The organism is Rhizobium sp. Leaf306, from assembly GCF_001423425.1.
Taxonomy (GTDB): domain Bacteria; phylum Pseudomonadota; class Alphaproteobacteria; order Rhizobiales; family Rhizobiaceae; genus Neorhizobium; species Neorhizobium soli.
Window position 1 is genome coordinate 445,332 of the sequence record NZ_LMNX01000001.1, and the last position, 24,541, is coordinate 469,872.

The 24,541-nt window shown below is 61.4% G+C and carries 25 protein-coding genes; 9 read left to right on the plus strand and 16 right to left on the minus strand.

Annotated elements, in window-relative coordinates; genetic code table 11:
- Positions 1–78: 78 nt before the first annotated feature.
- On the plus strand, positions 79–1,458 hold the full coding sequence (locus ASG19_RS02165) for a TIGR03808 family TAT-translocated repetitive protein (protein ID WP_062453527.1): 1,380 nt from the start codon (positions 79–81) through the stop codon (positions 1,456–1,458).
- On the opposite strand, the gene ASG19_RS02170 is transcribed toward ASG19_RS02165, so the two are convergent.
- Together ASG19_RS02170 and ASG19_RS02175 are read right to left on the minus strand one after the other, a co-directional pair.
- Positions 1,455–1,769 carry a type II toxin-antitoxin system RelE/ParE family toxin gene (locus ASG19_RS02170; protein WP_062453528.1) on the minus strand — a complete coding sequence of 105 codons (315 nt, stop codon included), beginning with the start codon at positions 1,767–1,769 and terminating at the stop codon, positions 1,455–1,457. The two genes, ASG19_RS02165 and ASG19_RS02170, sit on opposite strands and share 4 nt — an antisense overlap.
- On the minus strand, positions 1,766–2,047 hold the full coding sequence (locus ASG19_RS02175) for a type II toxin-antitoxin system ParD family antitoxin (RefSeq protein WP_062453529.1): 282 nt from the start codon (positions 2,045–2,047) through the stop codon (positions 1,766–1,768). The genes ASG19_RS02170 and ASG19_RS02175 overlap by 4 nt, the downstream gene beginning before the upstream one ends.
- A 146-nt stretch (positions 2,048–2,193) precedes the next feature.
- Here ASG19_RS02175 and ASG19_RS02180 point away from each other — a divergent pair, with 146 nt between their 5' ends.
- Positions 2,194–2,841 (plus strand): glutathione S-transferase family protein, encoded by a 648-nt coding sequence (locus tag ASG19_RS02180; protein WP_062453530.1) that lies wholly within the window; start codon positions 2,194–2,196, stop codon positions 2,839–2,841.
- A 3-nt stretch (positions 2,842–2,844) separates the two neighbouring features.
- Here the strand turns inward: ASG19_RS02180 and ASG19_RS02185 are convergent, their stop codons facing one another.
- A complete protein-coding gene (locus ASG19_RS02185; RefSeq protein ID WP_062453531.1) occupies positions 2,845–3,480 on the minus strand; it encodes a glutathione S-transferase N-terminal domain-containing protein in 636 nt (211 codons plus the stop codon).
- Between the two features lie 23 nt (positions 3,481–3,503).
- Positions 3,504–4,511, minus strand: a complete 1,008-nt coding sequence (locus ASG19_RS02190) for an asparaginase (protein ID WP_062453532.1) — start codon at positions 4,509–4,511, stop codon at positions 3,504–3,506.
- Between the two features lie 101 nt (positions 4,512–4,612).
- Between ASG19_RS02190 and ASG19_RS02195 the strand changes: the two genes are divergently transcribed.
- Positions 4,613–5,350, plus strand: a complete 738-nt coding sequence (locus ASG19_RS02195; protein ID WP_062453533.1) for a DUF3750 domain-containing protein — start codon at positions 4,613–4,615, stop codon at positions 5,348–5,350.
- Between the two features lie 104 nt (positions 5,351–5,454).
- Here the strand turns inward: ASG19_RS02195 and ASG19_RS23375 are convergent, their stop codons facing one another.
- From ASG19_RS23375 to ASG19_RS02205, 3 genes are all read right to left on the minus strand, one after another.
- Positions 5,455–5,601: a DUF1127 domain-containing protein gene (locus ASG19_RS23375; RefSeq protein ID WP_082471856.1), complete on the minus strand. Its 147-nt coding sequence runs from the start codon at positions 5,599–5,601 to the stop codon at positions 5,455–5,457.
- Positions 5,602–6,184: 583 nt separating this feature from the next.
- Entirely contained in the window at positions 6,185–7,186 is a 1,002-nt protein-coding gene (locus ASG19_RS02200) for an NAD(P)H-quinone oxidoreductase (RefSeq protein WP_062453534.1), read from the minus strand.
- A gap of 100 nt (positions 7,187–7,286) precedes the next feature.
- Positions 7,287–9,095 (minus strand): EAL domain-containing protein, encoded by a 1,809-nt coding sequence (locus ASG19_RS02205; RefSeq protein ID WP_062453535.1) that lies wholly within the window; start codon positions 9,093–9,095, stop codon positions 7,287–7,289.
- A 359-nt stretch (positions 9,096–9,454) separates the two neighbouring features.
- Here ASG19_RS02205 and betC point away from each other — a divergent pair, with 359 nt between their 5' ends.
- From betC to betA, 3 genes are all read left to right on the plus strand, one after another.
- The gene (gene betC / locus ASG19_RS02210; protein ID WP_062453536.1) at positions 9,455–10,972 is read left to right on the plus strand and encodes a choline-sulfatase; all 1,518 of its coding nucleotides are present in this window, start codon (positions 9,455–9,457) and stop codon (positions 10,970–10,972) included.
- Positions 10,973–10,995: 23 nt separating this feature from the next.
- On the plus strand, positions 10,996–12,459 hold the full coding sequence (gene betB / locus ASG19_RS02215) for a betaine-aldehyde dehydrogenase (protein WP_062453537.1): 1,464 nt from the start codon (positions 10,996–10,998) through the stop codon (positions 12,457–12,459).
- A 145-nt stretch (positions 12,460–12,604) separates the two neighbouring features.
- Entirely contained in the window at positions 12,605–14,257 is a 1,653-nt protein-coding gene (gene betA, locus ASG19_RS02220) for a choline dehydrogenase (protein WP_062453538.1), read from the plus strand.
- 12 nt (positions 14,258–14,269) lie between these two features.
- On the opposite strand, the gene ASG19_RS02225 is transcribed toward betA, so the two are convergent.
- The 8 genes from ASG19_RS02225 to ASG19_RS02260 all read right to left on the minus strand — a co-directional run bounded on the left by ASG19_RS02225 (position 14,270) and on the right by ASG19_RS02260 (position 21,795).
- Entirely contained in the window at positions 14,270–14,569 is a 300-nt protein-coding gene (locus ASG19_RS02225) for a type II toxin-antitoxin system RelE/ParE family toxin (protein WP_062453539.1), read from the minus strand.
- Positions 14,566–14,847 (minus strand): YlcI/YnfO family protein, encoded by a 282-nt coding sequence (locus ASG19_RS02230; protein ID WP_062453540.1) that lies wholly within the window; start codon positions 14,845–14,847, stop codon positions 14,566–14,568. Before ASG19_RS02230 ends, ASG19_RS02225 begins: the two co-directional genes overlap by 4 nt.
- Positions 14,848–14,919: 72 nt before the next feature.
- The gene (locus ASG19_RS02235) at positions 14,920–16,290 is read right to left on the minus strand and encodes an AcvB/VirJ family lysyl-phosphatidylglycerol hydrolase (RefSeq protein ID WP_062453541.1); all 1,371 of its coding nucleotides are present in this window, start codon (positions 16,288–16,290) and stop codon (positions 14,920–14,922) included.
- Positions 16,287–17,606 carry a phosphatidylglycerol lysyltransferase domain-containing protein gene (locus ASG19_RS02240; protein WP_062453542.1) on the minus strand — a complete coding sequence of 440 codons (1,320 nt, stop codon included), beginning with the start codon at positions 17,604–17,606 and terminating at the stop codon, positions 16,287–16,289. Before ASG19_RS02240 ends, ASG19_RS02235 begins: the two co-directional genes overlap by 4 nt.
- Before the next feature lie 160 nt (positions 17,607–17,766).
- Complete coding sequence (locus ASG19_RS02245) at positions 17,767–18,816, minus strand: sulfate/molybdate ABC transporter ATP-binding protein (RefSeq protein ID WP_062453543.1); 1,050 nt, start codon at positions 18,814–18,816, stop codon at positions 17,767–17,769.
- A 13-nt stretch (positions 18,817–18,829) separates the two neighbouring features.
- Positions 18,830–19,693 carry a sulfate ABC transporter permease subunit CysW gene (gene cysW / locus ASG19_RS02250; RefSeq protein ID WP_062453544.1) on the minus strand — a complete coding sequence of 288 codons (864 nt, stop codon included), beginning with the start codon at positions 19,691–19,693 and terminating at the stop codon, positions 18,830–18,832.
- Between the two features lie 197 nt (positions 19,694–19,890).
- On the minus strand, positions 19,891–20,748 hold the full coding sequence (gene cysT, locus ASG19_RS02255; RefSeq protein ID WP_062453545.1) for a sulfate ABC transporter permease subunit CysT: 858 nt from the start codon (positions 20,746–20,748) through the stop codon (positions 19,891–19,893).
- 12 nt (positions 20,749–20,760) lie between these two features.
- Entirely contained in the window at positions 20,761–21,795 is a 1,035-nt protein-coding gene (locus ASG19_RS02260) for a sulfate ABC transporter substrate-binding protein (RefSeq protein WP_062453546.1), read from the minus strand.
- Between the two features lie 322 nt (positions 21,796–22,117).
- On the opposite strand from ASG19_RS02260, the gene ASG19_RS02265 reads away from it, so the two are divergent.
- Together ASG19_RS02265 and ASG19_RS02270 are read left to right on the plus strand one after the other, a co-directional pair.
- Positions 22,118–22,471 carry a type II toxin-antitoxin system RelE/ParE family toxin gene (locus ASG19_RS02265; RefSeq protein WP_062454804.1) on the plus strand — a complete coding sequence of 118 codons (354 nt, stop codon included), beginning with the start codon at positions 22,118–22,120 and terminating at the stop codon, positions 22,469–22,471.
- A complete protein-coding gene (locus ASG19_RS02270; protein WP_062453547.1) occupies positions 22,468–22,803 on the plus strand; it encodes a helix-turn-helix domain-containing protein in 336 nt (111 codons plus the stop codon). Before ASG19_RS02265 ends, ASG19_RS02270 begins: the two co-directional genes overlap by 4 nt.
- 15 nt (positions 22,804–22,818) lie before the next feature.
- Here ASG19_RS02270 and ASG19_RS02275 read toward each other — a convergent pair whose 3' ends face one another.
- On the minus strand, positions 22,819–23,310 hold the full coding sequence (locus ASG19_RS02275; RefSeq protein WP_062453548.1) for an Rrf2 family transcriptional regulator: 492 nt from the start codon (positions 23,308–23,310) through the stop codon (positions 22,819–22,821).
- A 359-nt stretch (positions 23,311–23,669) separates the two neighbouring features.
- On the opposite strand from ASG19_RS02275, the gene ASG19_RS02280 reads away from it, so the two are divergent.
- Positions 23,670–24,476 carry a phosphoadenylyl-sulfate reductase gene (locus ASG19_RS02280; RefSeq protein WP_062453549.1) on the plus strand — a complete coding sequence of 269 codons (807 nt, stop codon included), beginning with the start codon at positions 23,670–23,672 and terminating at the stop codon, positions 24,474–24,476.
- Positions 24,477–24,541: the final 65 nt, after the last annotated feature.

The following is a 24,541-nucleotide window of genomic DNA, read 5'->3' on the forward strand; positions in this document are numbered from 1 at the left end:
CTCGCCTCCCGTCCCGAAACCACACACTTCCGCTGGCACGATAAATGCGTGTTCGAAGGGGATGATGGAGACGGCTGAATGATTTCGAGACGCAAAATGCTGGGCTGGAGCCTGAGGGGCGCTGCGGTTGCAGCACTGCCGCTGCCAGCGTTTGCAGCGCCCGCCAGTGTTTCGACCGTCGACCTCCGCGGTTCGATCGACGCGCGCGACCATGGTGTGCCGCCTGATGGCGGCGATGTTTCCAGCCGCAAGCTGCTGGCGCTGATCGAACAGGCGGCGAGGCAGAACAAGCCGGTCTATCTGCCGCCCGGCGACTACCGCGTTTCCGGCCTCGATCTTCCCGACAATACAAGGCTGGTCGGCGTATCAGGCGCTTCCAGGCTCGTCTATTCCGGCGACGGATCGTTTATCCGCGCAACCGCGGCAAGGCGGATCGAGCTTTCCAATCTGGTGATCGACGGCGGCAATCGCTGGCTGGATGATCAGACCCCTGCCCTTATCCATTTCTCCGGCATTCCCGATATCTCGATCGACAATTGCGAGATCCTCGGCGCGCGCAGATCCGCGATCCAGCTGGAGCGATGCGGCGGGCGCATCGAGCACTCGAAGATATCGGGCGCTGCGGATTACGCGGTCTATGCGGTGGAGAGCACCGGTCTTTCGGTGACCGGCAACAGCGTGTTCGATTGCGGCAATGGCGGCATCCTCATCCATCGCTGGGAAAAGGGCGTCGATGGCAGCATCGTCACGGCTAACCGCATCTTCCGGATCGGCGCCAGAAACGGTGGCACCGGGCAATATGGCAATGCGATCAACCTGTTTCGCGCAGCCAACGTGATGGTGAGCGGCAACCACATCACCGACTCTGCCTTTTCCGCGATCCGCGCCAACAGCTCCTCCAACGCGCAGATTTCCGGCAACCAGTGTTTTGGATCCGGCGAGACGGCGATCTATGCGGAATTCTCGTTCGAGGGCGCTGTTATCTCGGGCAATACGGTGGATGGCGCGGCAAACGGAATTTCCGTTGTCAATTTCAACGAAGGCGGCAGGCTTTCGACCATTTCAGGTAATATCGTCCGCAACCTTTCGGCAACCGGCCCCTACAAACTCGACGGCGCAATCTTCGGCGTCGGCATCAGCGCCGAGGCCGACACGGCGATCACAGGCAACGTGGTGGAAAACGCCGCCCTCTGGGGCCTGGCCCTCGGCTTCGGCCCCTACCTGCGCAACGTCGTCGCCGCCAACAATATCGTGCGCGGCGCCAACGTGGGTTGCGCCGTCAGTGTAGCCGAGGGCGCCGGTTCGACTGTGATCACCGGCAACGTCTTCCAGGACGTGAACGATGGCGGCGTGATCGGCTATCGCTGGACGCAGGCGGCGACGGAAGAGTTGGGCGGGTCGGGCGATGCGGCGGCGGCGTTTCCGCATTTGACGGTTATGGGGAACCGGGTGGGTTAGGTTTCGGGGTCGGGAGCTTCGGGGTCGAAGTCTATGTTGCGGCCGTGGTGGAAGATGCGCAGGATGATGACGGTGTCGCCCTTGATCATGAAAGCAATCGTCGCCTTCTTGCGGTAGCCGACAAGGCGCACGCCGAGTTTGCTTTCCAGGCGAGATCCCCGTTCCGGAAAGAGCTCGAACGAGTGGCAGTGGTCGACGATTTGGTCGACATAGCGCCGGGCAACCCGTTCTCCGGCACGTGGCAAGAGATAGGTCAAAAGTTCGATCACATCGTCTTCGGCCGCGTCAGAAAAGCGAACCGTGTAGTTCATTTTCCGTCGCCAACCATCCGGTCGATCCTGGCGTGCAAACGCTTGCGTGTCTCCTCCAGCGGACGGGTTTTAATGGTTCCCGCGTCGATGGCCTGAAGCGTCGGCACCACCTCGTCCCTCAGCCACTTCTCGATCGCCGCATCGTGTGCTGCCATCGGGCGCAGGCCCTCGGCGATCACGTCGCTTTCCGAGGCGTATTCGCCGGAGGCGACCTTGGCTTCGACCATGTCGGCGATCTCGACCGGCAGGGTGATGCTGAGCGAACGGGTGGCGCGCATGGGGTTGGCCCTTGGAAAGATCAGAATGCTGATGACTATACCGAAAACTGAAGCGGACGTCCAACCGGTCGATTTGAGGGGGCTGCATCTTCCGTTCGGGGCCGAAGCACTCTAGCGTCGCCCGCGACACACAATGGGAGATACGCATGCTGAAAATCTATGGCGTCTATCGTTCGCGCGCGACGCGGCCGCTCTGGTTGATCGAGGAACTGGGATTGCCGTTCGAGCATATTCCTGTCATCCAGGCCTATCGGCTGGATGACGCTTCGGTCGATGGCGCGCCTGTCAACACGCGGTCGCCGGAGTTTTTGAGCGTCAATCCGATGGGCTCGATCCCGTCGATGGACGATGACGGGTTCGTGCTGCACGAGTCGCTTGCCATCACGCTCTACCTTGCCCGCAAGCATGGCGGCGAGATTGCTCCAAAGACGATCGAGGAGGAAGCGCAGATGGTGCAGTGGTCGCTGTTTGCGGCAACCAGCGTCGAGACCGCGGCCCTGACGATCCAGTCGTCCAGCGCGTCGACCGACGAGGGCAAGGCGGCGATCGAGGCTGCAGCACGCACACTTTCGCGGCCGTTCGATGTGCTTGAAAAGCATCTTTCCGAAGACGGGTTCATGGTGGGCAAGCGGTTTACGGTGGCCGATATCAACGTGACGGAGATCGTGCGTTACGCGCGCAGCCATGCCGCCCTGTTCGACGGCCGCCCGGCGCTGAAAGCTTGGTATGACGGCTGCGTCGCCCGGCCCGCCTATCAGGCGATGTGGGCAAGGCGTAACGCTGAGCCGGCCTGACGATCAGGTGGCGGGTTTCGCCGCCGCTTCTTCCGCCAGCACCCTTTGCACCGCCGGGCGCATCTCGATGCGCCGGTAGTGGGCGGCGACCTTCGGGAATTCGGCCATGTCCACATGGTCGCTTTCCAGCCAGCCGGTCATGACGAAGAGATAAGCGTCGGCGACCGAAAACGTTTCGCCGAGCACGAATTGGCCTTCGACAAGACCATCCTCGATCAGAGCGAAGCTGTCGCGCATGGTCTGCGGCACCTTGGCGATCATGTCCGCATGCGAGGCGGCATTATCGGCCCAGCGCGCGCCGCGGCGGCCATGGGCGTGGTTGATGTGGACGGTGGAGGAGAGATAGGCGTTGAAGGCCTGCATTTTTGCAAACAGGAAGGGATCGTCGAGCGGTGCGAGGTTCTTTTCCGGCACAAGCTGGGCAATGTAGGGAAGCAGTGCGACGGTTTCCGTCAGCACGCCCTTGTCCGTTACCAATGCCGGCACCCGGCCCTTGGGGTTGACCTTCAGATAAGCTGGTGATCGCTGCTCGCCCTCGGCAAAGCGGATCAGCGAGACCTGATAATCGAGGCCCGACTCGGCCAGCGCGATATGGCTGGCGCGTGAGCAGGTGCCGGGCGTGATGTAGAGCGTCAGCATCGATCCGTATCCCTTCGTCGGTATCAGGCAAACAGTGCGTCGGTGACGCGGACTTCGCCGACGGTGAGGCCGTTCCAGTTCTTCATCGTGCGGTTGGCCATCGCCATCAGCTTTTCCTGCGTTTCGCCGCCCTTTTCGAAATAGCGGGCGATGAGCGCGAAGATCATCGCTTCGGCGGCGCGGGTCGTACCGTCCTCGCATTTGACCGCCATGGCAATGCCCTGATCGGGAAGTGCCGCGACGAAGACGCCTTCGGCACCGGTCTTGGCAAAGATCTTGCCCGGCGCCAGTTCCATCAGCTTGGTGCAGGCGCGGCCAGTGCCGGCGACGTAGAAGGGTTCGGCCATGCAGGCATCCATCAGCCGGCGCGATGCTTTCGCCCGTTCGTTGGACAGGCCGGTGCCGGTCAGCATTTTCGCAAAGCCGTGGGCGAGGCCCTTGAGCGGCACGGCATAGGTCGGGATCGAGCAACCGTCGATGCCGCAATTGTCTTCAGCCAGAACCGCACCCGTGAGGCTACCCATCACGTCGCGGATTTCCTTCTGCAGCGGATGGTCGTAATCGACATAGCCCTTCAAGTGCGTGCCCGAATGGACGCAGGTGCAGACGAAGCCGGAATGTTTTCCGGAGCAGTTGTTATGCAAAGCCGTTGGATATTCGATGGTGCGGGCCTGGTGGATGAGCGAGGCCTGTTCGGATGCCCAGTGGGCGCCGCATTCCATGTCGTCGACACTCTTGCCGGCCTTGGCGAGCATCGAGGCGGCCATGGCCACATGCGCGTCCTCGCCGGAATGGGAGGCGCAGGAAAATGCCAGTTCCTTGTTGCCGAACCCATAGGCATCGGCTGCACCGCTTTCGATCAGCGGCAGCGCCTGCATGGCCTTGCAGGAGGACCGCGGAAACACGCCGGCTTCCGCATCACCGAAGGAAAACAGCGTCTTGCCTTCGCCATCCACGACGACGCCGAGGCCGCGATGGCGGCTTTCGACGAGAGAGCCGCGGGTCACTTCAACGGTCACGGGATTTTGCATCGGTCAGTCCTGAATTTGCCGGCTTCTATTGCTCATTCGGCTTAAACGCCATTTCGGCGGCGTTGATAGCCGTTTCGGCGATTTGTTGCACGGGAATGTTTATGAAATCGGTAAAGCGACTGCTGCTCCTTATCTTCGTCGTCTACCTTCTTCCCACCTTCGCTTCCGCCGGCCTTTGGGCGATGCGCGAACACCCGTCCGGCTGGAGTGCCGCGCGCTGGTCGTCGGCCGGCATCCTTCCCAAGGCGAACGAAAGCAACGATGCGGCGATCTATATTTTCTCGGCGATGACGGGCGGATTGAAAGGTTCGGTGGCAAGCCATGCCTGGATCGTGACCAAGGCAAAGGGTGCGGCCACCTATACCCGCTATGACAAGGTTGGCTGGGGCAACCCGATCCGCCGCAACCACCGCGATCCGGATGCCTTCTGGTATTCGAACCCGCCGCAGCTGGTGACATCGATCACCGGATCGAAGGCGGAGCTGCTGATCCCCAAGATCGAAGGCGCGATTGCCGCCTACCCTTACGCCGAGCCCGGCGGCTACACGATCTGGCCGGGGCCGAATTCCAATACGTTCGTGGCCTATGTGCTGCGCACCGTGCCTGAGATCGGCGCGGTGCTTCCGCCGCATGCGGTGGGCCGCGACTATCTGCCGGATGGGGAATTCGTGCATCTGGACGAGGACAGCCGCGACCTGCATGTGACGCTGCGTGGACTGTTAGGCTTTTCGGTGGGGGTGCGGAGCGGCATCGAGGTCCATTTCCTCGGTCTCGTCGCGGGCCTCGATCTCGCCCGGCCGGGCATCAAGGTGCCGGCGCTCGGACGGATCGGCATCTAGCCGGGAGAGCAGTGCCGCGATGCATGGGAGCCATGCATGAAACGCAAAACGCCCGCAGACTTGCGAGCGTTTGCAAACATTCGGATTATACGATCAGAAACCGATCAGAAGCCGACGGCAGTGCGTGCGACACGACGGATATCGCTACGGTCGATACCGAGGTCGTGGAGTTCGCGCGAGGTCATACGGTCCAGTTCGGTGACCGTCTGACGATACTTGCGCCAGTTGTTGATGGTGCGTGCTACGTTCATGATGATCCCCTTTCCTGAGGCTTTCGAAGCTTCAGCTGCCAGATGCTGGCGCTTTCTCTTGCTTCGATGACCTCGTTATACGCTGCCCAAGGATGAAGCAGAAGCACTGAAGCGTCAGGCCACCCATGCGCGCCATGCATGTCTTTCCAGGGTGCATGTCAGGGAATTGGTCATCATTGCCAGGCAGGATGGAAGACCATCGAAATTTGCGACCGGCAGACATGGAAAAGGGCCGCTTGAGCGGCCCTTCCATGAGTTTGGTCCGGTTGAACGAACCCGGGCTGCAATCATGCAGTCCGAAGGAAGATGTCATTCAGGCCGAGGGCTGCCCCGTCAAGACCAACAACTTTCCATTGCCCGCTACACAGACCGAAATCTCATTAGACATTGGACCACCTTCCTTTCATTACGTTGATGATGATCAGAAGGTAGGTGCGATCTGCGGCGCTTGCAAGGCAAGTTATGTAAACAATCGAAGATATTATTTAGTTGCGGATCGGCGGCGGTTCGACCACTATTCGCGCAGCCGGCGGCGGGGTGCCTTCCGGGCGATGCCCAAGGCCACCCCTGCCCCCACGTTTCCTCACCCCAGCTTCATCACGATCTTGCCGATATGGCTGCTGGTTTCCATCAGCCGGTGCGCCTCGACCACGTCGTCAAACGGCACCACGGAATGGATGACGGGTGAGACCTTGCCGGCCTCGAGAAGCGGCCAGACCTCGCTCAGCAGTTCGTCGCGGATTGCCCGCTTTTCGTCAGCGGTGCGGGGCCGCATGGTCGATCCTGTCACCGTCAGGCGCTTGACCATGATCGGCGAGAGATTGACCTTTTCCGCCATGTTGCCGCCGAGAAACGCGATGATCGACAGGCAGCCGTCCTTGGCAAGGACCGAAAGGTTCTTCTCGAAGTAGGATGCGCCGATCATGTCGAGCACCACATCGACGCCCTTGCCGTCGGTCTCGGCCTTGATCACCTCGGCAAAGTCCTCGGTCTTGTAATTGATCGCCTTGGTCGCACCGAGCTTTTCGCAGGCCTCGCATTTATCCTTCGAGCCGGCGGTCGCATAGGCCGTCGCGCCGAATGCCTTGGCGAGCTGGATCGCGGTCGTGCCGATGCCGCTCGAGCCGCCATGGATCAGCACGGTCTCGCCTCCGGTCAGGCCTGCCATCTGGAAGAGGTTGGCCCAGACGGTGAAGAAGGTTTCCGGCACGGCTGCGGCTTTCACCGCATCATAGCCTTTCGGCCATGGCAGCGCCTGGCCAGCCGGCACGACGCAATATTCCGCATAGCCGCCGCCATTCGACAGGCCGCAGACCTTGTCGCCGATTGCAAATTCGGTCACGCCCTCGCCGAGCGCCACCACTTCACCGGCGACTTCGAGGCCAAGGATCGGGCTTGCATCCTTCGGCGCCGGGTAGTTTCCCTGGCGCTGGGCGACGTCGGGCCGGTTGACGCCGGCGGCTTCCACCTTGATCAGAATTTCGCCTGATCGGGCCGACGGGCACGGGCCGGTGGCATGGGTCATTACATCGGGCGCGCCGAAGGACGGCAGGTCGACGAAACGCATCTGGGACGGCATGGACATGGGTCTACTCCTGTCAGTATCTGACGACTGACTTAGGACAGTGCCCCCTGCTTGGAAAGGCGGAGGTTGGATGCATGCATCCGGTTGAGCCGGTGTGGCGCTACTCTGCCGCATCACCATAGCTTGCGAAGACGAGGCCTCGGTCGCTCTCCTTGGCGGCCACCTTAACCGTTGCGATCTCCGTTCCGATCCGGGCGATATCGTCGAGGATCAGGCCCTGCGGCAGATGCACGACGCCGATCGAGCAGCGCAGCAAAGGGAAATCGCGCTCCACGCCGGTGCGGTCATGGCCACGGATCCGGCCTGCCGCCCGCTCCTCTTCCGAATAGAGCGCAACGGCGTCATCGTGGAAATCCGACAGCAGACGCTCGAGGATTTCCTCCAACTCGTCGCGGGACCAGTCGCGAATGCCGATAAAGAAATCGTCGCCGCCGACATGGCCCAGAAAATGTTCGTCGGAGAAGAAGTAGCGCTTCATCAGCGCCGCAAACAGCGAGATTGCGTGGTCGCCCATCTGGAAGCCGTAATGATCGTTGAACGGCTTGAAATGGTCGAAGTCGCAATAGCAGAAGAAGCGCTGCTCGTCGTCATCGCGGCCGGCCTGGTACATGAAGTCGCGGATGGCCCGGTTGCCGGGAAGACCCGTCAGCGGGTTCTGGTCCTGGGCGATCTTCAGCTGCTTTTCGTTGACCACCTTGATCAGCGATGCCGCCGAGACGACGCCGGCATAACGCATGTTTTCGGTAAGGATGACGCAGGCGCTGTTTTCCATGTTGGCAAACAGGCTCATCAGCTCTTCCGCCTCGGCATCCAGACCGATGATCGGCGCGCGCTCGACGAAATGGGCGATGGTGCGCTCATAGACCTTGTTCTTTAGGAGATCGCGGCCGAAGGGCTGATAGATAAATTCCTTGAGGTGATATTCGTTGATGACGCCGCGCGGTTCGCCATTGGCGTTCAGCACCGGAAAGAAGGCCTGGCGCGGATTGCGGCGAAACAGTTCAAAGACGCTGTCGATGCTCTCGTTCTCGAACACGGTCGGCAGTTTTTCGATCTGCTTGCGGATGAGGATTTCGTCGAGAGACTGGCTGGAGCGGCGCGACAGACCGATTGCGGCCAGATGCGGATAGGCCGGCTGCAACTCCGTGACGAAGCTGGTGGGTCTTGCGATGAAATAGCCCTGTACCAGATCGACGCCGTATTCACGGCAGGCCAGAAATTCGGCCTCGGTCTCGATGCCTTCGGCAATCACGCGGATGCCGAGCACATGGGCAATATTGACGATGTTCTTGACGAGATGCCGTTTGCGCGGATTGACATCGATATCCGAAATGAAGTGCCGGTCGATCTTCAGGTAGTCGACCGGGTAGTCGCAGAGCAGCTTCATCTCGCCATGGCCGACGCCGAAATCGTCAATCGCCAGCTTGAAGCCTGCCTTGCGCATCTCGCTCATCAACTCGGCAAATTCCGGCACCGAGGTGTTGTCGAACCGCTCGGACAGCTCGAAGCAGACCGAGGACGGTGCGACGCCTGCCTGGCGCAGGTGCTGGACGATCTTTTCAAGGAAAAGCTGGCCGTCGCGGATCATCCGGACATCGAGATTGAGAAACAGCGTCTGGCTGGAGAAATCCGGAAGGCCAGCGAATTTGGCAAGTGCCCGGTGGGCGACCATCTGTTCGAGCGCCAGAAGCTGGCCGCCGTCATGGGCCTGGTCGATCAGTTCGAGCGGCGAGGCAAAGCCGAGACGGTCATGGCCGCGCAGCAGCGATTCATAGCCGAACACGGACCCGGTGGCGACCTCCACGATCGGCTGGAAGGCGTTCTCAATGACAAGCTTTGCCAGCGGCAAAAGCTGATCGCTGGCATAGCGACGGAAAACGCCCGGTTCCAGAACGGCCGCAGACGACATGCAATTCACCCCATTTACTGCGTGGGCGAGATCCGCCCGGCGCCTTATTCACGGGCGCCACCTTTGCCTCCATTGGTCAAAAATACCTTTCCCGCAAATGACAGTTCGATGAAACTTCCATGACAGTAATTTATGTTTCTAATACAATGAGTTGTAAATATTACATCGTCTGGCTTGGGCAGGTGCGGTCCCGCGTCAACGCCACGAGCCAAGCTTAAGCTTCCACAGGGATTTCCCCCACAGTCCCCGGCCGTGCGTTTTTGAGACAGCGCTGTTCGCAATCCCTGCTTGATTGCGCGGCCAATCGAAAATAACTCATTCTGGCGGTCTTCCTCATCTCCAAGAAAAGCAGCCCGGTCATGTCCCGTCCGAACATTCTCATCATCATGGTCGACCAGATGAACGGCACGCTGTTTCCGGATGGGCCGGCGGACTGGCTGCATGTGCCGCACCTGAAGGCGCTGGCTGCACGTTCGGCCCGCTTCCAGAACAACTACACCTCGTCGCCGCTTTGCGCGCCGGCCCGCGCCTCGTTCATGGCGGGGCAGCTGCCGAGCAGGACCGGGGTCTATGACAATGCCGCCGAATATGTCTCGTCGATCCCGACCTATGCGCATCACCTGCGCCGCGCCGGCTATTACACGGCGCTGTCGGGCAAGATGCATTTCGTCGGACCGGACCAGATGCACGGGTTCGAGGAACGGCTGACCACCGACATCTACCCGGCCGATTTCGGCTGGACGCCGGATTACCGCAAGCCGGGCGAGCGGATCGACTGGTGGTATCACAACATGGGTTCTGTCACTGGTGCTGGCGTTGCCGAGATTTCCAACCAGATGGAATATGACGACGAGGTGGCCTTCCTCGCCAACCAGAAGCTCTATCATCTCAGCCGCGACAACGACGACGAAGACCGCAGGCCCTGGGCATTAACGGTGTCGTTCACGCATCCGCACGACCCCTATGTGGCACGCCGGAAGTTCTGGGACCTGTATAACGACTGCGAACACCTGATGCCCGAGGTCGGCATGCTCGCAGAGCAGGATCCGCATTCGGCCCGCATCCTCAAGTCCTGCGACTATCCGGCTTTCGAGATCACCGACGAGCATGTGCGGCGGGCGCGCCAAGGCTATTTCGCCAACATCTCCTATATCGACGAAAAGGTCGGTGAGCTGGTCGACACGCTGACCCGGACACGGATGCTCGATAACACGTTCATCCTGTTCTGCTCCGACCATGGCGACATGCTGGGCGAGCGCGGATTGTGGTTCAAGATGAACTTCTTCGAGGGGTCATCCAGGGTGCCGCTGATGATCGCCGGTCCTCAGATCACGCCGTCGCTAAACTCCGCGCCGGTTTCCAATCTCGACATCACGCCAACGCTTTGCGATCTCGCCGGCATCTCGATGGACGAGATCATGCCCTGGACCGATGGCGAAAGCCTGAAGCCGGTGATCGATGGCGGCACCCGCACCGCGCCGGTGCTGATGGAATATGCCGCCGAAGCCTCGCATGCGCCGCTGGTGGGCATTCGCGAGGGCAAGTGGAAATACGTGCATTGCGAGCTCGATCCCGAACAGCTCTACGACCTCGATGCCGACCCCCACGAGCTCAAGAACCTGGCGCATGACCCGGCGCATGCCGCCGTCATGAACGGGTTTCGCGCCAAGCGGGCGCAAAAGTGGGACATGGCAAAATTCGACGCGGCCGTGCGCGAAAGCCAGGCGCGGCGCTGGGTGGTCTATGAAGCGCTGCGCAACGGCGCCTATTACCCGTGGGATCACCAACCCTTGCAGAAAGCCTCGGAGCGCTACATGCGCAACCATATGAACCTCGACAATCTGGAAGAGTCCAAGCGCTATCCCCGCGGGGAATAGGCGCCAAGGAACGGAGAAGACCCATGAAAGCACAACCAGTCGCCAGCCATTTCATCGACGGCGAGTATGTCGAGGATACCGATGGCAGCGTCATCGAGAGCCTTTACCCGGCGACGGGTGAAGTGATCGCAAGGTTGCATGCGGCAACGCCCGCCATCGTCGAAAAGGCGATCGCCGCCGCCAAGCGCGCCCAGCCGGAATGGGCGGCAATGAGCCCGACTGCTCGCGGCCGGATCCTGAAGCGGGCAGCCGAGATCATGCGGACCCGCAACCGAGAGCTTTCCGAGCTGGAGACGCTCGATACCGGCAAGCCGATCCAGGAGACGATCGTCGCCGACCCGACATCGGGCGCCGACAGTTTCGAGTTCTTCGGCGGCGTGATCGCGGCCGGAATGAATGGTCAGTACATCCCGCTCGGCGGCGATTTTGCCTATACGAAGCGGGTGCCACTCGGCGTCTGCGTCGGCATCGGCGCCTGGAACTATCCGCAGCAGATCGCCTGCTGGAAGGGCGCACCGGCGCTCGCCGCCGGCAATGCGATGGTGTTCAAGCCGTCCGAAAACACGCCGCTCGGCGCGCTCAAGATCGCCGAGATCCTGATCGAGGCCGGCCTGCCGAAGGGCCTCTTCAACGTTATCCAGGGCGACCGGACGACCGGACCGCTTCTGGTCGAACACCCTGATGTGGCCAAGGTGTCGCTGACCGGCTCGGTGCCGACTGGCCGCAAGGTGGCGGCGAGCGCTGCCGGCAACCTCAAGCATGTGACGATGGAACTGGGCGGCAAGTCGCCGCTGATCGTGTTCGAGGATGCCGATATCGATTCCGCCATCGGTGGGGCGATGCTCGGCAATTTCTATTCGACCGGACAGGTCTGCTCCAACGGCACCCGCGTGTTCGTGCAGAAGGCGATCCGGGACGAATTCCTGTCGCGGCTGAAGGCCCGCACCGAAAAGATGGTGATCGGCGACCCGATGGACGAGGCAACCCAGGTGGGGCCGATGGTCTCCTTCGATCAACGCCAGAAGGTGATGTCCTATATCGAAAAAGGCATCTCGGAAGGCGCGACGGTCGTCACCGGCGGCGGCATTCCCAACAATGTCTCGGGCGAAGGCTATTACATCCAGCCGACGGTGTTTGCCGACGTCACCGACGACATGACCATCGCCCGTGAAGAGATCTTCGGACCCGTCATGTGCGTGCTCGACTTCGATAACGAGGAAGAGGTGATCGCGCGCGCCAACGCGACCGAATTCGGCCTCTCCGCCGGGGTCTTTACCGCCGATCTGACACGCGGCCATCGCGTCGCCGATCTTCTCGAAGCGGGCACGCTTTGGATCAACACCTACAATCTCTGCCCGGTAGAAATCCCCTTCGGCGGATCAAAACAATCGGGCTTCGGCCGCGAAAACTCGCTTGCGGCGCTGGAGCATTATTCGGAGCTGAAGACGGTCTATGTGGGAATGGGCAAGGTCGAGGCGCCGTATTGAACTTCATCTCCCCCTTGAGGGGGGAGGTCGCAGCAAAGCTGCGGGTGGGGGTGACCTTTTTTCTACCCCACCCAATTCACCCCACCCCCCCCTCAAGGGGAGGGTAAGGTTGCCATTGGCTTCTGCTCAACATGAAAGCTCGGATATGAAAAGTGCAGATTTCGTCATCATCGGCTCGGGTTCGGCGGGTTCGGCCATGGCCTATCGGCTGTCCGAGGACGGGAAGCATTCGGTCATCGTGATCGAGGCGGGCGGTACCGATTATGGTCCGTTTATCCAGATGCCGGCGGCACTTGCCTGGCCGATGAGCATGAAGCGCTACAACTGGGGATATTATTCGGAGCCGGAACTGAACCTCGGCAACCGGCGGATTACCGCGCCGCGGGGCAAGGTGCTGGGTGGGTCTTCGTCGATCAATGGTCTCGTCTATGTGCGCGGCCATGCGGAAGACTACAACCGCTGGGAGGATCTCGGCGCGACCGGCTGGTCTTATGCGGATGTGCTGCCCTATTTCAAGCGGATGGAAACGGCCCACGGCGGCGAAGCGGGATGGCGCGGCACGGATGGGCCGATGCATGTTCAGCGCGGGCCGATGACCAATCCGCTGTTCCACGCCTTTATCCGGGCGGGCGCAGAGGCCGGTTTCGAGACCACCGACGATTATAACGGATCGAAGCAGGAAGGCTTCGGGCTGATGGAGCAGACGATCCATGACGGTCGCCGCTGGTCTGCTGCCAACGCCTATCTGCGGCCGGCGATGAAGCGGAAGAATGTCGAAGTCGTCTATGGCCTCGCGCAGAAGGTCGTGATCGAGAACGGTCGTGCGATTGGCGTCGAAGTTCTGCGGAGGGGCGTGCCGGAAGTGGTGAAGGCGAACCGCGAGGTGATCATTGCCGCCTCGTCGTTCAACTCGCCGAAACTCTTGATGCTGTCGGGGATCGGGCCGGCGGCGCATCTGAAGGAGATGGGGATCGAGGTCGTGGCCGACCGGCCGGGCGTCGGTGCCAACCTGCAGGATCACATGGAGTTCTATTTCCAGCAGATCTCGACCAAGCCTGTCTCGCTCTATTCCTGGCTGCCCTGGTTCTGGCAGGGCGTGGCGGGTGCCCAGTGGCTGATGACCAAGGGTGGCCTTGGCGCTTCCAACCAGTTCGAGGCCTGCGCCTTCCTCCGCTCGGAGCCCGGCCTGAAACAGCCGGATATCCAGTATCACTTTTTGCCTGTTGCGATTTCATACGACGGCAAGGCGGCGGCGAAGAGCCACGGGTTCCAGGTGCATGTGGGCTACAACCTGTCGAAGTCACGCGGCGCGGTAACGCTGCGATCCTCCGATCCGAAAGACGATCCTGTCATCCGCTTCAACTACATGAGCCACGAGGAAGACTGGATTAAGTTCCGCCACTGCGTGCGGTTGACGCGCGAGATCTTCAGCCAAAAGGCGTTCGACGATTATCGCGGGCCGGAGATCCAGCCGGGCGAACAGGTTGAGAGCGACGAGGAGATCGATGCCTTCCTGCGCGAGCATCTGGAAAGCGCCTATCATCCCTGCGGCACCTGCCGGATGGGCCGGGCCGATGATCCCATGGCCGTGGTCGATCCGGAATGCCGGGTGATCGGCGTCGAGGGGCTGCGGGTAGCCGACAGTTCGATCTTCCCGCATGTGACCTATGGCAACCTCAACGGCCCGTCGATCATGACCGGCGAGAAGGCGGCGGATCATATTCTGGGCAAGCAGCCCCTGCCCCGCAGCAATCAGGAACCCTGGGTCAATCCGAGAGCGGCGATGAGCGACCGCTAAGGTCGTGCGGCGTCAGTGGTAGTCGTCCTCGCGCTGGTGGCGGATGGCGAGAACGGTGACGGTTTGATCGTCAATGAGCTTGAAGAGAATGAGGTAGCCGGAAGAACCAAATGGCACGACCAACTCCCGGACGAGGGGATCTTCCCTGGAAGCACGCCTCGCCATCAGTGGAAAGTCAATCAGGATAGCAAGTGCTTTCTTTATAGCCGTAATCGCCCGGATCGCTTGATCAGGATCTCGCTCAATGAGGAAATCCGCCAGCCTGTCCATATCCTCAAAGAATGCTGCGGTGTATACCAGCCTGACGGTCATCGAGTTTCAACGGCTTTCCTCGCCCTCGCTTTTTCCAGCTTGCTTTCCAACATGTCGAGTACGTCTTGATGGCTGTAGTAAACACCGGTGCGCTCAGCTTCGGCCAGACCTGCCAGCCCCCTGGCGATGAACTCCGCCTGGGTCTTTCGGTAGTCGATCTGTCTCTTCAGCGAGTCCTCGACGAAGGCGGATAGCGTTTCGCCTTCCTTCAGCACGCTTTCGGCAGCCGCGCGGAGTTCCGGGTCGACGCGCAGCGACGGGATGGTTGCGGTTTTCATTAGCATCACCTCATGCGTTGCAAGTGCGATGCATGATGCGCCTGGAAGCTTATTCTGGCAAGTGGATCCGGATCACATCGCGGGCGACGACAAAGCCTTGATGCGGTCCACGATCAGCCGGTTGAGGGCGCGGTAGTCGCCATCGAAATGGTGGCCGCCGGGGCGTGAATGGATGAGTGTGCCGGGGGTGTCCTCGACAGCAGGACAGGCCGTGTCTTCCTCCTCCGTGCCGTAGATGCACTGGATCTTGTGCGGCTCGACCTCGGCGATGTCGTCGACCGGATCGCCCTGCTTGGCGGCCCCTGCCCAGCCGAGCCAGCCGGTGACGGCGATCTCGAAATCGGCCTGGTGCGAGAGGGCCAGAAGCGAGAGCAACGAGACGGCCTGTCTGTCTGCCTCGGGCAGCAGTCGATAGGTGGCCGGCAGGATGTTGGCGCCGAAGGAATAGCCGATCAGGACGACGTTTTTGACGTTCCAGCGCTGGCGGTAGGTGGTTATGATGCGGGAGAGATCGTCGGCCGTCTCCTGCGGTGATTTCTCTGTCCAGAAATAGCGCAGCGCATCGACGCCGACGACCGGAATGCCGTCTTCCACGAGGTAGGCGGCGAGCTTCTGGTCGATATCGCGCCAGCCGCCATCGCCGGAATAGATGATCGCCAGCGTATCATGCAGCGGCACGACCGAGGTCGGAACGATCGGCAGGCCGAGCGGCGACGATGACTGGCGAAGGCGGGCAAGCGTTGTGGAAACGGTTTGCAGCAGCAGGGTTTCCGCAGTTTCGTCCCAGGCGGTGATCTCGATTGCCGGATGAGTCTGCTTCAGTGCATCCGAGTGGGCTTCACCTGCCGGATCTGCCTGCGGCGTCAACAGAATGCGCACCGGTTCCGGAAGCGGGCCTGGCGTGAGCCCGTAGGCGACGCCGCCGTCGACCACCGTCTTTGGTGCCGGGGTGCAGAGGATCTTTTCGACGGGAATGGAGGCCAGCGGATCGATGGCGATCGTTTCTGCGATCGTGGAGGCCGGGGTCTGGGCGGCGATCGCGAGGGCCAGGGCGCCACCGCCGCCGATGCCGGCGATGACCGGCGGGAGGTAGGCGGCGATCTCCTGCTCGCGGTGGATCCGGCGGCTCAGTTCCTCGATATCGGAGACGAGATAAAGGCAGGTGCGCTCTTCTTCGCGCTCCAGCGCCTCGTAGTAGTCGGGCAGATCGACGCCGACGACCACGGCGCCGTCGGCAGCCAGTGCATCGGAGACCGTCTGTTCGCGGTCCGACCAGCCTTCGGTGCCGGACAAGAGGAGAACGATGCCGGATGCCTTTGCGTCGGGATAGGCGATGCGGTCGGTCGGCAGGCTTCGAATGCCGGGGCCGGCCCACCACTCAAACGCATTCACCGCGGCGGCGACCACGGTGATGCCGGCAACGATTGCTGGCAGAAGCTTCATCGGCGAAGGATGCCTCTCAGGCCGCCGGCAATCAGCTTGGTCACGTCGAACAGGGCCACGAGCGGCATGCCGCGGCCGGAAACGGCAAGGTAGCGCGGCTGCCATTCGGGATCGAATTTCGACTTGAAAGCATGAACGCCGCGGAAATTGTAAAAGCGTTCGCCGTTTTCGAAGATGCGGTTGCCGATATGGTTCCAGAGCGGCGCGCGGCGGTGGGTGGCAAGACCTGAAAGCGGTGCCATGCCGAGATTGAGCGTGCGATACCCTTCCGCCTTGAAGTGCTCCATGATGCGCACGAAGAGCAGATCCATCATGCCGCGATGGGTGTTGGGCACATGCCGCATCAGGTCGATAAAGGCATCGCCGTTGGAACTCGTCGCATGGATATTGGCGAAGGCGACGATGCGGCCTTCGAGACGGATGACGGCGACAGGTCCGGCGGCCACATAGGCAGGCTGGAAGGTGCCGAGCGAAAAGCCCTTTTCGGCGGCGTTATGGGCGGCAAGCCAGGCGCGGGAAACGCCAATAAGCTCGTCCATCACGCCGGGCACGGCTTCGGCCGGCAGCAGCGAGAATTCCAGCCCGTCGCGTTCGGCACGGTTGATCGAGCGGCGCAGTTTCAGCCAGGCGCCGCCTTTCAGATCGAAATCGGTCAGGTGGACAACGGCCTGTTCGCCGAGCTTGTAGGGCTTCAGACCCGCCTCGACTGCGCAGGGCAGAAACTCGGGCGAGACCTGGTAGAACACGGCGCGGCAGCCATCGCGACGCGCGGCGTTCATGAACTTGACGATCAGTCCCGGCCACGCCCTGCGGCAGCCGACCGGATCAAACAGCGCCGCCCAGGACCGGCCGGAGCGGGCATACATGACGAAGGCATTGCCGCAATCGGAAAACAGCACCTTCTTGTCGCCGAGCCGCACGAGGCCGGCGCTGGCATTGGGCTGGAGCGCCAGGATATCGAGCGCTCTCTGCAGGTCTTCGCCGGATGGAATACGGGAGACGGGCCGCGGAATGCGCAGGTGACGGCTGGCGGCGAGCGTGCCGACGAAAGCGACAGTAACGAAGCCGGCCGAGACGCGGGTCGTGACATCGCCGATGATGAGATGCCAGGCGACTGCGAGCAGGTTCTCTTCCAGAAATACGTAGAGTGACAGCGCCACGGTGAAGGCGATCAGCGCGAAATAGAAGGCAAGGCCGCGATTGCCGAGAATCTCCGCCAAGCGCTCGGCGAGAAATCTGCCGATCTGACCCGCAGCGGAGACCGCTCCACCCTCCGCAACGGCGGGGGCCATCGTTTCATGCGCAATATCTGCCATAGGGGACCTGTCGGACTATCGAACTGCGAGCTTCATAGCGCGTTTTGATTTACCGAAGCTTACGCGCGCAGGCTGCATATCAGCATCCGATGCCGCCGAAATTGATGGGGATCAATTTAAAGTTGGAAAAGCTGGTACCTAAGCGGTACCAGCCCCCCTGTCATCGGCCGAATATCTTCCAGCGGGTCGGACGGAACCTTGCTTCGGAGCCGAGCTCGATCGGTGCGTGCAGCGGCACCTCGATCTCCACATGGAATGGCTCGTGGTTGTTGCTTCCACCGGGGTTGGAGATATCGATCTCGGCGATGCGGGTGCCGGCCAGACGGCGCGAGGCGGTGACCTTGCCGAACAGCGCGTCCCGCTCCTGCGTCAGTTCCACGTCTTCGGGGCGGAAATACAGATCGCCAGAACTGTTCGCCTCTCCGGAAACGCCGATCGGCTCGCCCTGGAACAGCACGGTGCCGTCCTTTACCTCGACCGGCAGATGCGAGGATTCACCGATGAAGGAGAACACGAAGGGCGATCCCGGCCGATCATAGACGTCGTCCGCCGAGCCGACCTGCTCGATCTTGCCCTGGCTCATGACGACGACGCGGTCGGCGAGCTCCAGCGCTTCTTCCTGGTCGTGGGTGACGAAGACGGTGGTGTGGCCGGTGCGATCGTGAAACTCGCGCAGCCAGCGGCGCAGTTCCTTGCGGACTTTTGCATCGAGCGCGCCGAAGGGTTCGTCGAGCAGCAGGATGCGCGGCTCGATCGCCATGGCGCGGGCCAGTGCCACACGCTGGCGCTGGCCGCCGGAAAGCTGGTTCGGATAGCGCTTTTCGAGCCCCGAAAGCTGGACCATATCGAGGAGGTCAGAGACGCGCTTGCGGATCTCGGTCTTGGACGGGCGGCTGGCGGAGGGGCGGACCTTCAGGCCGAAGCCGATGTTTTCGGCGACCGTCATATGCCGGAACAGGGCGTAATGCTGGAACACGAAGCCGACATTTCGATCCTGCACGGAATGATGCGAGGCATCTTCGGCGCCGAAGAAGATCTGGCCGGCGGTTGGAAAATCCAGCCCGGCGATCAGCCGCAGCAGCGTCGTCTTGCCGGAACCGGACGGACCGAGCAGCGCGATCAGTTCGCCGGACGCGATTTTCAGCGACACGTCGTTCAGCGCGGCGAAGCGGTCGAATTCCTTGCGGATATTGTTGATGCTAACTTCCATAGAGCGGGAGCCTTTAATGTCTGCCGCCGGCCGAGCCGGCACCGAACCGAAGTTCGAGAAGGGTTTTGAGAGCGAGCGTGACGAGCGCCAGAAGTGCCAGCAGCGAGGCCACCGCGAAGGCTGCGACCATGTTGTACTCATTGTAGAGTATCTCCACATGCAGCGGCATCGTGTTGGTGAGCCCGCGGATGCGGCCTGATACGACCGAGACGGCACCGAATTCGCCCATGGCGCGGGCATTGCAGAGAAGCACGCCATAAAGCAGGCCCCACTTGATATTCGGCAGCGTCACATACCAGAAGGTCTGCCAGCCGGTTGCGCCGAGAGACAGCGCCGCCTCCTCGTCGCCGGTACCCTGGTCCTGCATCAGCGGGATCAGTTCGCGGGCGATAAAGGGGAAGGTGACGAACACGGTGGCGAGCACGATGCCGGGCACGGCAAACAGGATCTCGATGCCGTAGCTCTTCAGCCAGGGTCCGAGCACGCTGGCACTGCCGAACAGAAGCACATAGACGAGACCCGAGATGACCGGCGAGATCGAGAACGGCAGGTCGATCAGGGTGATCAGAAAAGCCTTGCCCTTGAATTCGAACTTGGCGATGGCCCATGCCGCCGCAAGGCCGAAGACGAGGTTGAGCGGCACGGCGATGGCAGCGACCGTCAACGTCAACCCGATCGCGGCCCAGGCATCGGGTTCGACCAGCGCTTCCTCATAAGCACCCCAGCCATCGCGAAACGCCTCGACGAAGACCGAGACGAGCGGCAGGAACAGGAAGAAGCCGAGGAAGACGAGCGACACCCCGACGAGGACCAGCTTGGTGGTGAGGCTTTCATCGGCGGGGCTGCGGAAACGTGTGATGCGGGTGGACTTAGACATAAGACAAGACCCTCTCTGCCCTGCCGGGCGACCGGGGACGAGCCACAGGTCTCGCCCCGTCCTTCGGCCCTCCCACGAGGGCGGAGAACCGACGTGGCAAGCGCTGCGTTCCTGCATCAGAAGGTGCGGCTGGGTTAAGCCCTGCCCCTTGTGGGGAGGGTTGGGAGGGGTTCTTTTTCAAGGCAGCTCTGAAAACTTCAAACATAACCATACCTCCTGCGGCTCCAGGCCTGGATGAGGTTGATCACCAGCAGCATGGCAAACGAGATCAGCAGCATGATCGTGGCGATCGCGGTGGCGCCGGCGTAGTTGAATTCTTCCAGCCGGATAACGATCAGGAGCGGCGCGATTTCCGAGACGTAGGGAATGTTGCCGGCGATGAAGATGACCGAGCCGTATTCGCCGACGCCGCGGGCAAAGGCGAGTGCGAAGCCGGTGAGGATGGCGGGCGCCAAGCCCGGCAGCAGAACCTGGAAGATGGTCTGGAACCGGTTGGCGCCGAGCGTTGCCGCCGCCTCTTCCACCTCGCGGTCGATCTCTTCCATGATCGGCTGCACGGTGCGCACGACGAAGGGAAGACCGATGAAGATCAGCGCGATGACGATGCCGTAGGGCGTAAAAGCGATGCGGAACGGCATGAACAGCGAACCGATCCAGCCATTCGGTGCATAGAGCGAGGCGAATGCGATGCCGGCGACCGCCGTCGGAAGCGCGAACGGCAGATCCACCATGGCATCGATCAGCCGGCGACCGGGAAACCGGTAGCGGGTCAGAACCCAGGCGAGCAGCGTGCCGAACACGACATTGATGAGTGCCGCCGCAAAGGCCGTGCCGAAGGAAACGGTGAGAGCCCGGATCGTTCTTTGATCCGAGAGGATGGCGAAGAAGCCTGACCAGCCGAGCTCGGCCGTGCGCCAGAGCAGGCCTGCGATCGGAATGAGGATGATAAGCGACAGGTAGGCGAGCGAAAAGCCGAGCGTCAACCCGAAACCCGGGATGATGCTCGGCTGTTTTACCCGCCATCGTGCCGACGTGGCAGCGGTGGATGAGGTCATTCTGGTTCCGACTTATTTGCCCGGCTTGTAGATCTGGTCGAAGATGCCGCCATCGCCGAAATGTTCCGGCTGGGCCTTTTTCCAACCGCCGAAGATCGGATCGTCGATGGTGACGAGCTTGATATCCGGCAGCTGTTTCAGCAATTCAGGCTTTACCACATCGCGTCTGGACGGACGATAGAAGTGCTTGGCCGCGATGTTCTGGCCTTCGTCGGAATAGAGATACTGAAGATAGGCTTCGGCGACCTTGCGGGTGCCCTTTTCATCGACCGTCGCGTCGACCACCGCAACCGGCGGCTCTGCGAGGATCGAGATCGGTGGCACGACGATGTCGAATGCGTCCTTGCCGAATTCCTCGCCGGCGAGATAGGCCTCGTTTTCCCAGGCAAGCAGCACGTCGCCGATCTGGCGCTGCGCAAACGTCACCGTGGAGCCGCGGGCGCCGGTGTCGAGGACGGGAGCGCGCTTGTAGAGATCGGCGATATAGGCCTTGATCTTGTCCTGGTCGCCCTTGAATTCTTCATTGGCCCAGGCCCAGGCTGCCAGATAGTTCCAGCGGGCGCCGCCCGAGGTCTTCGGGTTCGGGGTGACGATCGAAACGTCGCCCTTGACCAGATCGCCCCAGTTCTTGATGCCCTTCGGATTGCCCTTGCGCACCAAAAAGACGATCGTCGACGTGTAGGGCGAGGAATTGTTCGGCAGGCGGGAACGCCAGTTTTCCTTGATCTTGCCGGCCTTCTGGATGGCGTTGATATCGCTTTCCAGCGCCAGCGTCACGACATCGGCGCCGAGACCATCGATGACGGAGCGGGCCTGCGCGCCGGAACCGCCATGCGACTGGCGAATGGCGACATCATCGCCACCTTCGGCCTTCCAGTGCTTGGCAAAGGCGGCGTTGAAATCCTTGTAGAGCTCGCGCGTCGGGTCATAGGACACGTTGAGGAGCTGGGTGGCTGAAAAAGCCGGCGCCACGCTGCCGGCGGCCAGCGTCACGCCGAGCGCCAGTGCCAGAAGCCGCTTCGATATCCCATCGGTAAAACTCAGCATGAATGTCTCCCCTGTGATCTGCCCCAAACTCTACTGACCGGGTCGTCTTAGTCAATCGATGGCGAAACCAAGGCAAAACTGTTTCCCTTTCGCAGGCTGCGGCGACAAGGGCGCGCTCCCGCGAGGCCAAGAGGCGAAACGGCAGTGCTGGGAAAAGCGGAGGACGGGGTAAGGCAATCCGGGAGGTTGGTCGGGTTTGGGTGAAATCCAGACACAATCTTCGGTTGATTTCATTGTGGGGGCAGCAGAGAGTGGCATCTCGGGGCGTCAACTATACCCGCTTGATTTGATACCTTCAAAGATATATATTGGGCGAGGCCAGATGTCCTATCGTGTCACGTTTCATTCGGACTTCGTGCCGGAATGGAAGCTTCTACCGCTCGAGCTCAAGGAACTGGTCGGAGAATTATTGGACCACATCGAAGATGACGGGCCGTTCCTTGGTCGCCCTGATGTCGACACTCTCAGAGGATCGAAATACGCCAACATGAAGGAAATCAGGGTTCGATTTGCCCGGGAGGTCTGGCGGTTCGCGTTCGCATTCGATCGCAATAAGGCCGCCGTCGTCCTGTGCGGCGGCGCTAAGCAGGGAACAAACGAAACCCTGTTCTACAAGCAGTTAATCGCGAAGGCCGACGCCCGGTTTGACGCGTGGTTGAGGAGAGGAATGCAATGAGCGTTGACTGGCAAGACCTGCGCGGAGAACTGCCGGATGAGGTGCGCGCAAGGCTCGACGACAAACGAGCGGAACGCCGGCTTGGTCGAGCTCTGGCGGATATCCGCAAGGCGATGGGGCTAACCCAGCAGGATGTCGCCAGTGGCGCGACAATGACGCAGAACACCGTATCCAAGATCGAACATGCCGACGACGTACTCATCTCGTCCATCGTTCGCTACATGCATTCGATTGGCGGCGGTGTGGAACTGGTTCTCAAATCTCCGGACGGAAAGACGCAGCGCGTGGATTTCGATCCGCATCTCTACGTGAAGACCACAGGCGAGCAGTGAGGCGAAAAGGCCGGCTCAGGCCGACAGCAGTTCGCGCACCTGTTCGGCCTCGGCCTTCGCACCGTCCGCATCCACGGCGGCCACTTCGACCCCTGCCCCTTCCACCGCATCGGCGATGGTGGTGCTGAACAGAACGTCGCGGGTGGCGTCGGCGACGCGGGCGAAGACGTGGCGGATTTCGCAGAGGTGTTCGCCGTCGCAATCGTCGCATTTGCGGTAGGCGGTCTGGGACAGGCACGGCAGAGGCGCGATCGGTCCGTCGACCAGACGCAGCACTTCGCCGAAGGTGATGGCGTCGGCGGGCCGCAGGAGAAGATAGCCGCCCTGCTTGCCGCGCCGCGACACGACGATCCCCGAACGTTTGAGGTCGAGCAGGATCTGCTCCAGAAACTTTTTCGGAATGCTCTGCTGAACCGCGATCTCGGAGATCAGCATCGGTTCTTCAGGATCCGCCTGCGCCAGGGCCGTCAGGGCTCTCAACGCATATTTCGCCTTCTGGGATATCATACCGCGACCACTAACAGCAGCGCCGCCGCAAGGCCGAAATCGGTCTCACGTCGCCGCTTATTTTTCCTCTGGGCATCCACGATGAAGCCGCAACCGGCATTCGCGAGGAGCAGGCCGGCACGCGGCGATGCCGCAATGCGAAACCTGGTCCTGGGATAGCGCAAATGGCAAGAAATTACAAACCAATGGCCGCATTGGCGGGCAAAAAAGGCTCACATTTGGTTAAGGCGTCGGGTTTTCTGTGTAGGCGAAGCTTTGGAGAGATATTTGCTCCCGCAGTCCGAAGGTTGAAACGGCTTTTCCTGTCTTTCCGCAACGGGTCCGACAATAATCTTGCCATTGCTTACGGAAGATGACCGATGACCTTTCAGGACGTGGCAAGGCTTGACCATCAGGCACTTGCAGCAAATCTCGATACTCGCCTTGCAGGCCTCGACCTTGCCGGCCGTCTGTCGCTTGTGGCAGGGCTCGGCCGCGCCGTGTTCACCACGTCGCTCGGGATCGAGGATCAGGTGATTACCGCTGCGATCGGCATGCATCGTATGCCGATCGAGGTATCGACGCTGGAGACCGGCCGGCTGTTTCGCGAAACCGTCGACCTGATCGCCGAGACCGAAGCGCGCTACGACCTCGAGATCATCAGGTTCTACCCTGATAAGGACGATGTCGATGCGTTTGTCGAGACCTACGGCATCAATGGTTTCTATGACAGCGTCGAAGCCCGCCACGCCTGCTGTCGTGTGAGGAAGCTGGTGCCGCTCGCTCAGGCACTGTCCGGCGCCGAGATCTGGATCACCGGGCTTCGCCGCGGACAGTCCGGCAACAGGGCGACGACGCCGTTTGCCGAATTCGACGCCGAGCGCAACCTGATCAAGATCAATCCGCTGGCGGACTGGGACATCGACCGCATCAACGCGCATGTCGCGGCCGAGCATATTCCGATCAATCCCATGCACGCCCGCGGCTATCCGTCGATCGGCTGCGAGCCCTGTACCCGCGCCATCAAGCCGGGCGAGCCCGAACGGGCCGGCCGCTGGTGGTGGGAAAACGACGAAAAGCGCGAATGCGGTCTGCATGTTTCGGAAAGTCACGCGTCTGACGCGCAGGCCTCCGAAGACCCCGCGGCCCGCTCCTCCACCATTCAAGGGGCAAGCGCCATCGGATGATCCGTCCGGATCGCAGCGCCTGCCACCCTTGCCATCTATGTTGTGTCTTTAAGAATACCGGAGAC

What these genes read in the sequence shown, in the direction of transcription:
- ASG19_RS02235 (WP_062453541.1), bottom strand. Translation starts at nt 16,290, where the DNA reads ATGAAGCTTCTGCCAGCAATCGTTGCCGGCATCACCGTGGTCGCCGCC.
- ASG19_RS02240 (WP_062453542.1), bottom strand. Translation starts at nt 17,606, where the DNA reads ATGGCAGATATTGCGCATGAAACGATGGCCCCCGCCGTTGCGGAGGGT.
- ASG19_RS02265 (WP_062454804.1), top strand. Translation starts at nt 22,118, where the DNA reads ATGTCCTATCGTGTCACGTTTCATTCGGACTTCGTGCCGGAATGGAAG.
- ASG19_RS02275 (WP_062453548.1), bottom strand. Translation starts at nt 23,310, where the DNA reads ATGATATCCCAGAAGGCGAAATATGCGTTGAGAGCCCTGACGGCCCTG.
- ASG19_RS02245 (WP_062453543.1), bottom strand. Translation starts at nt 18,816, where the DNA reads ATGGAAGTTAGCATCAACAATATCCGCAAGGAATTCGACCGCTTCGCC.
- betB (WP_062453537.1), top strand. Translation starts at nt 10,996, where the DNA reads ATGAAAGCACAACCAGTCGCCAGCCATTTCATCGACGGCGAGTATGTC.
- ASG19_RS02205 (WP_062453535.1), bottom strand. Translation starts at nt 9,095, where the DNA reads ATGTCGTCTGCGGCCGTTCTGGAACCGGGCGTTTTCCGTCGCTATGCC.
- ASG19_RS02165 (WP_062453527.1), top strand. Translation starts at nt 79, where the DNA reads ATGATTTCGAGACGCAAAATGCTGGGCTGGAGCCTGAGGGGCGCTGCG.
- cysT (WP_062453545.1), bottom strand. Translation starts at nt 20,748, where the DNA reads ATGACCTCATCCACCGCTGCCACGTCGGCACGATGGCGGGTAAAACAG.
- ASG19_RS02185 (WP_062453531.1), bottom strand. Translation starts at nt 3,480, where the DNA reads ATGCTGACGCTCTACATCACGCCCGGCACCTGCTCACGCGCCAGCCAT.
- ASG19_RS02170 (WP_062453528.1), bottom strand. Translation starts at nt 1,769, where the DNA reads ATGAACTACACGGTTCGCTTTTCTGACGCGGCCGAAGACGATGTGATC.
- ASG19_RS02180 (WP_062453530.1), top strand. Translation starts at nt 2,194, where the DNA reads ATGCTGAAAATCTATGGCGTCTATCGTTCGCGCGCGACGCGGCCGCTC.
- ASG19_RS02190 (WP_062453532.1), bottom strand. Translation starts at nt 4,511, where the DNA reads ATGCAAAATCCCGTGACCGTTGAAGTGACCCGCGGCTCTCTCGTCGAA.
- ASG19_RS02175 (WP_062453529.1), bottom strand. Translation starts at nt 2,047, where the DNA reads ATGCGCGCCACCCGTTCGCTCAGCATCACCCTGCCGGTCGAGATCGCC.
- ASG19_RS02200 (WP_062453534.1), bottom strand. Translation starts at nt 7,186, where the DNA reads ATGTCCATGCCGTCCCAGATGCGTTTCGTCGACCTGCCGTCCTTCGGC.
- ASG19_RS23375 (WP_082471856.1), bottom strand. Translation starts at nt 5,601, where the DNA reads ATGAACGTAGCACGCACCATCAACAACTGGCGCAAGTATCGTCAGACG.
- ASG19_RS02225 (WP_062453539.1), bottom strand. Translation starts at nt 14,569, where the DNA reads ATGACCGTCAGGCTGGTATACACCGCAGCATTCTTTGAGGATATGGAC.
- ASG19_RS02195 (WP_062453533.1), top strand. Translation starts at nt 4,613, where the DNA reads ATGAAATCGGTAAAGCGACTGCTGCTCCTTATCTTCGTCGTCTACCTT.
- ASG19_RS02260 (WP_062453546.1), bottom strand. Translation starts at nt 21,795, where the DNA reads ATGCTGAGTTTTACCGATGGGATATCGAAGCGGCTTCTGGCACTGGCG.
- betC (WP_062453536.1), top strand. Translation starts at nt 9,455, where the DNA reads ATGTCCCGTCCGAACATTCTCATCATCATGGTCGACCAGATGAACGGC.
- ASG19_RS02230 (WP_062453540.1), bottom strand. Translation starts at nt 14,847, where the DNA reads ATGAAAACCGCAACCATCCCGTCGCTGCGCGTCGACCCGGAACTCCGC.
- ASG19_RS02280 (WP_062453549.1), top strand. Translation starts at nt 23,670, where the DNA reads ATGACCTTTCAGGACGTGGCAAGGCTTGACCATCAGGCACTTGCAGCA.
- cysW (WP_062453544.1), bottom strand. Translation starts at nt 19,693, where the DNA reads ATGTCTAAGTCCACCCGCATCACACGTTTCCGCAGCCCCGCCGATGAA.
- betA (WP_062453538.1), top strand. Translation starts at nt 12,605, where the DNA reads ATGAAAAGTGCAGATTTCGTCATCATCGGCTCGGGTTCGGCGGGTTCG.
- ASG19_RS02270 (WP_062453547.1), top strand. Translation starts at nt 22,468, where the DNA reads ATGAGCGTTGACTGGCAAGACCTGCGCGGAGAACTGCCGGATGAGGTG.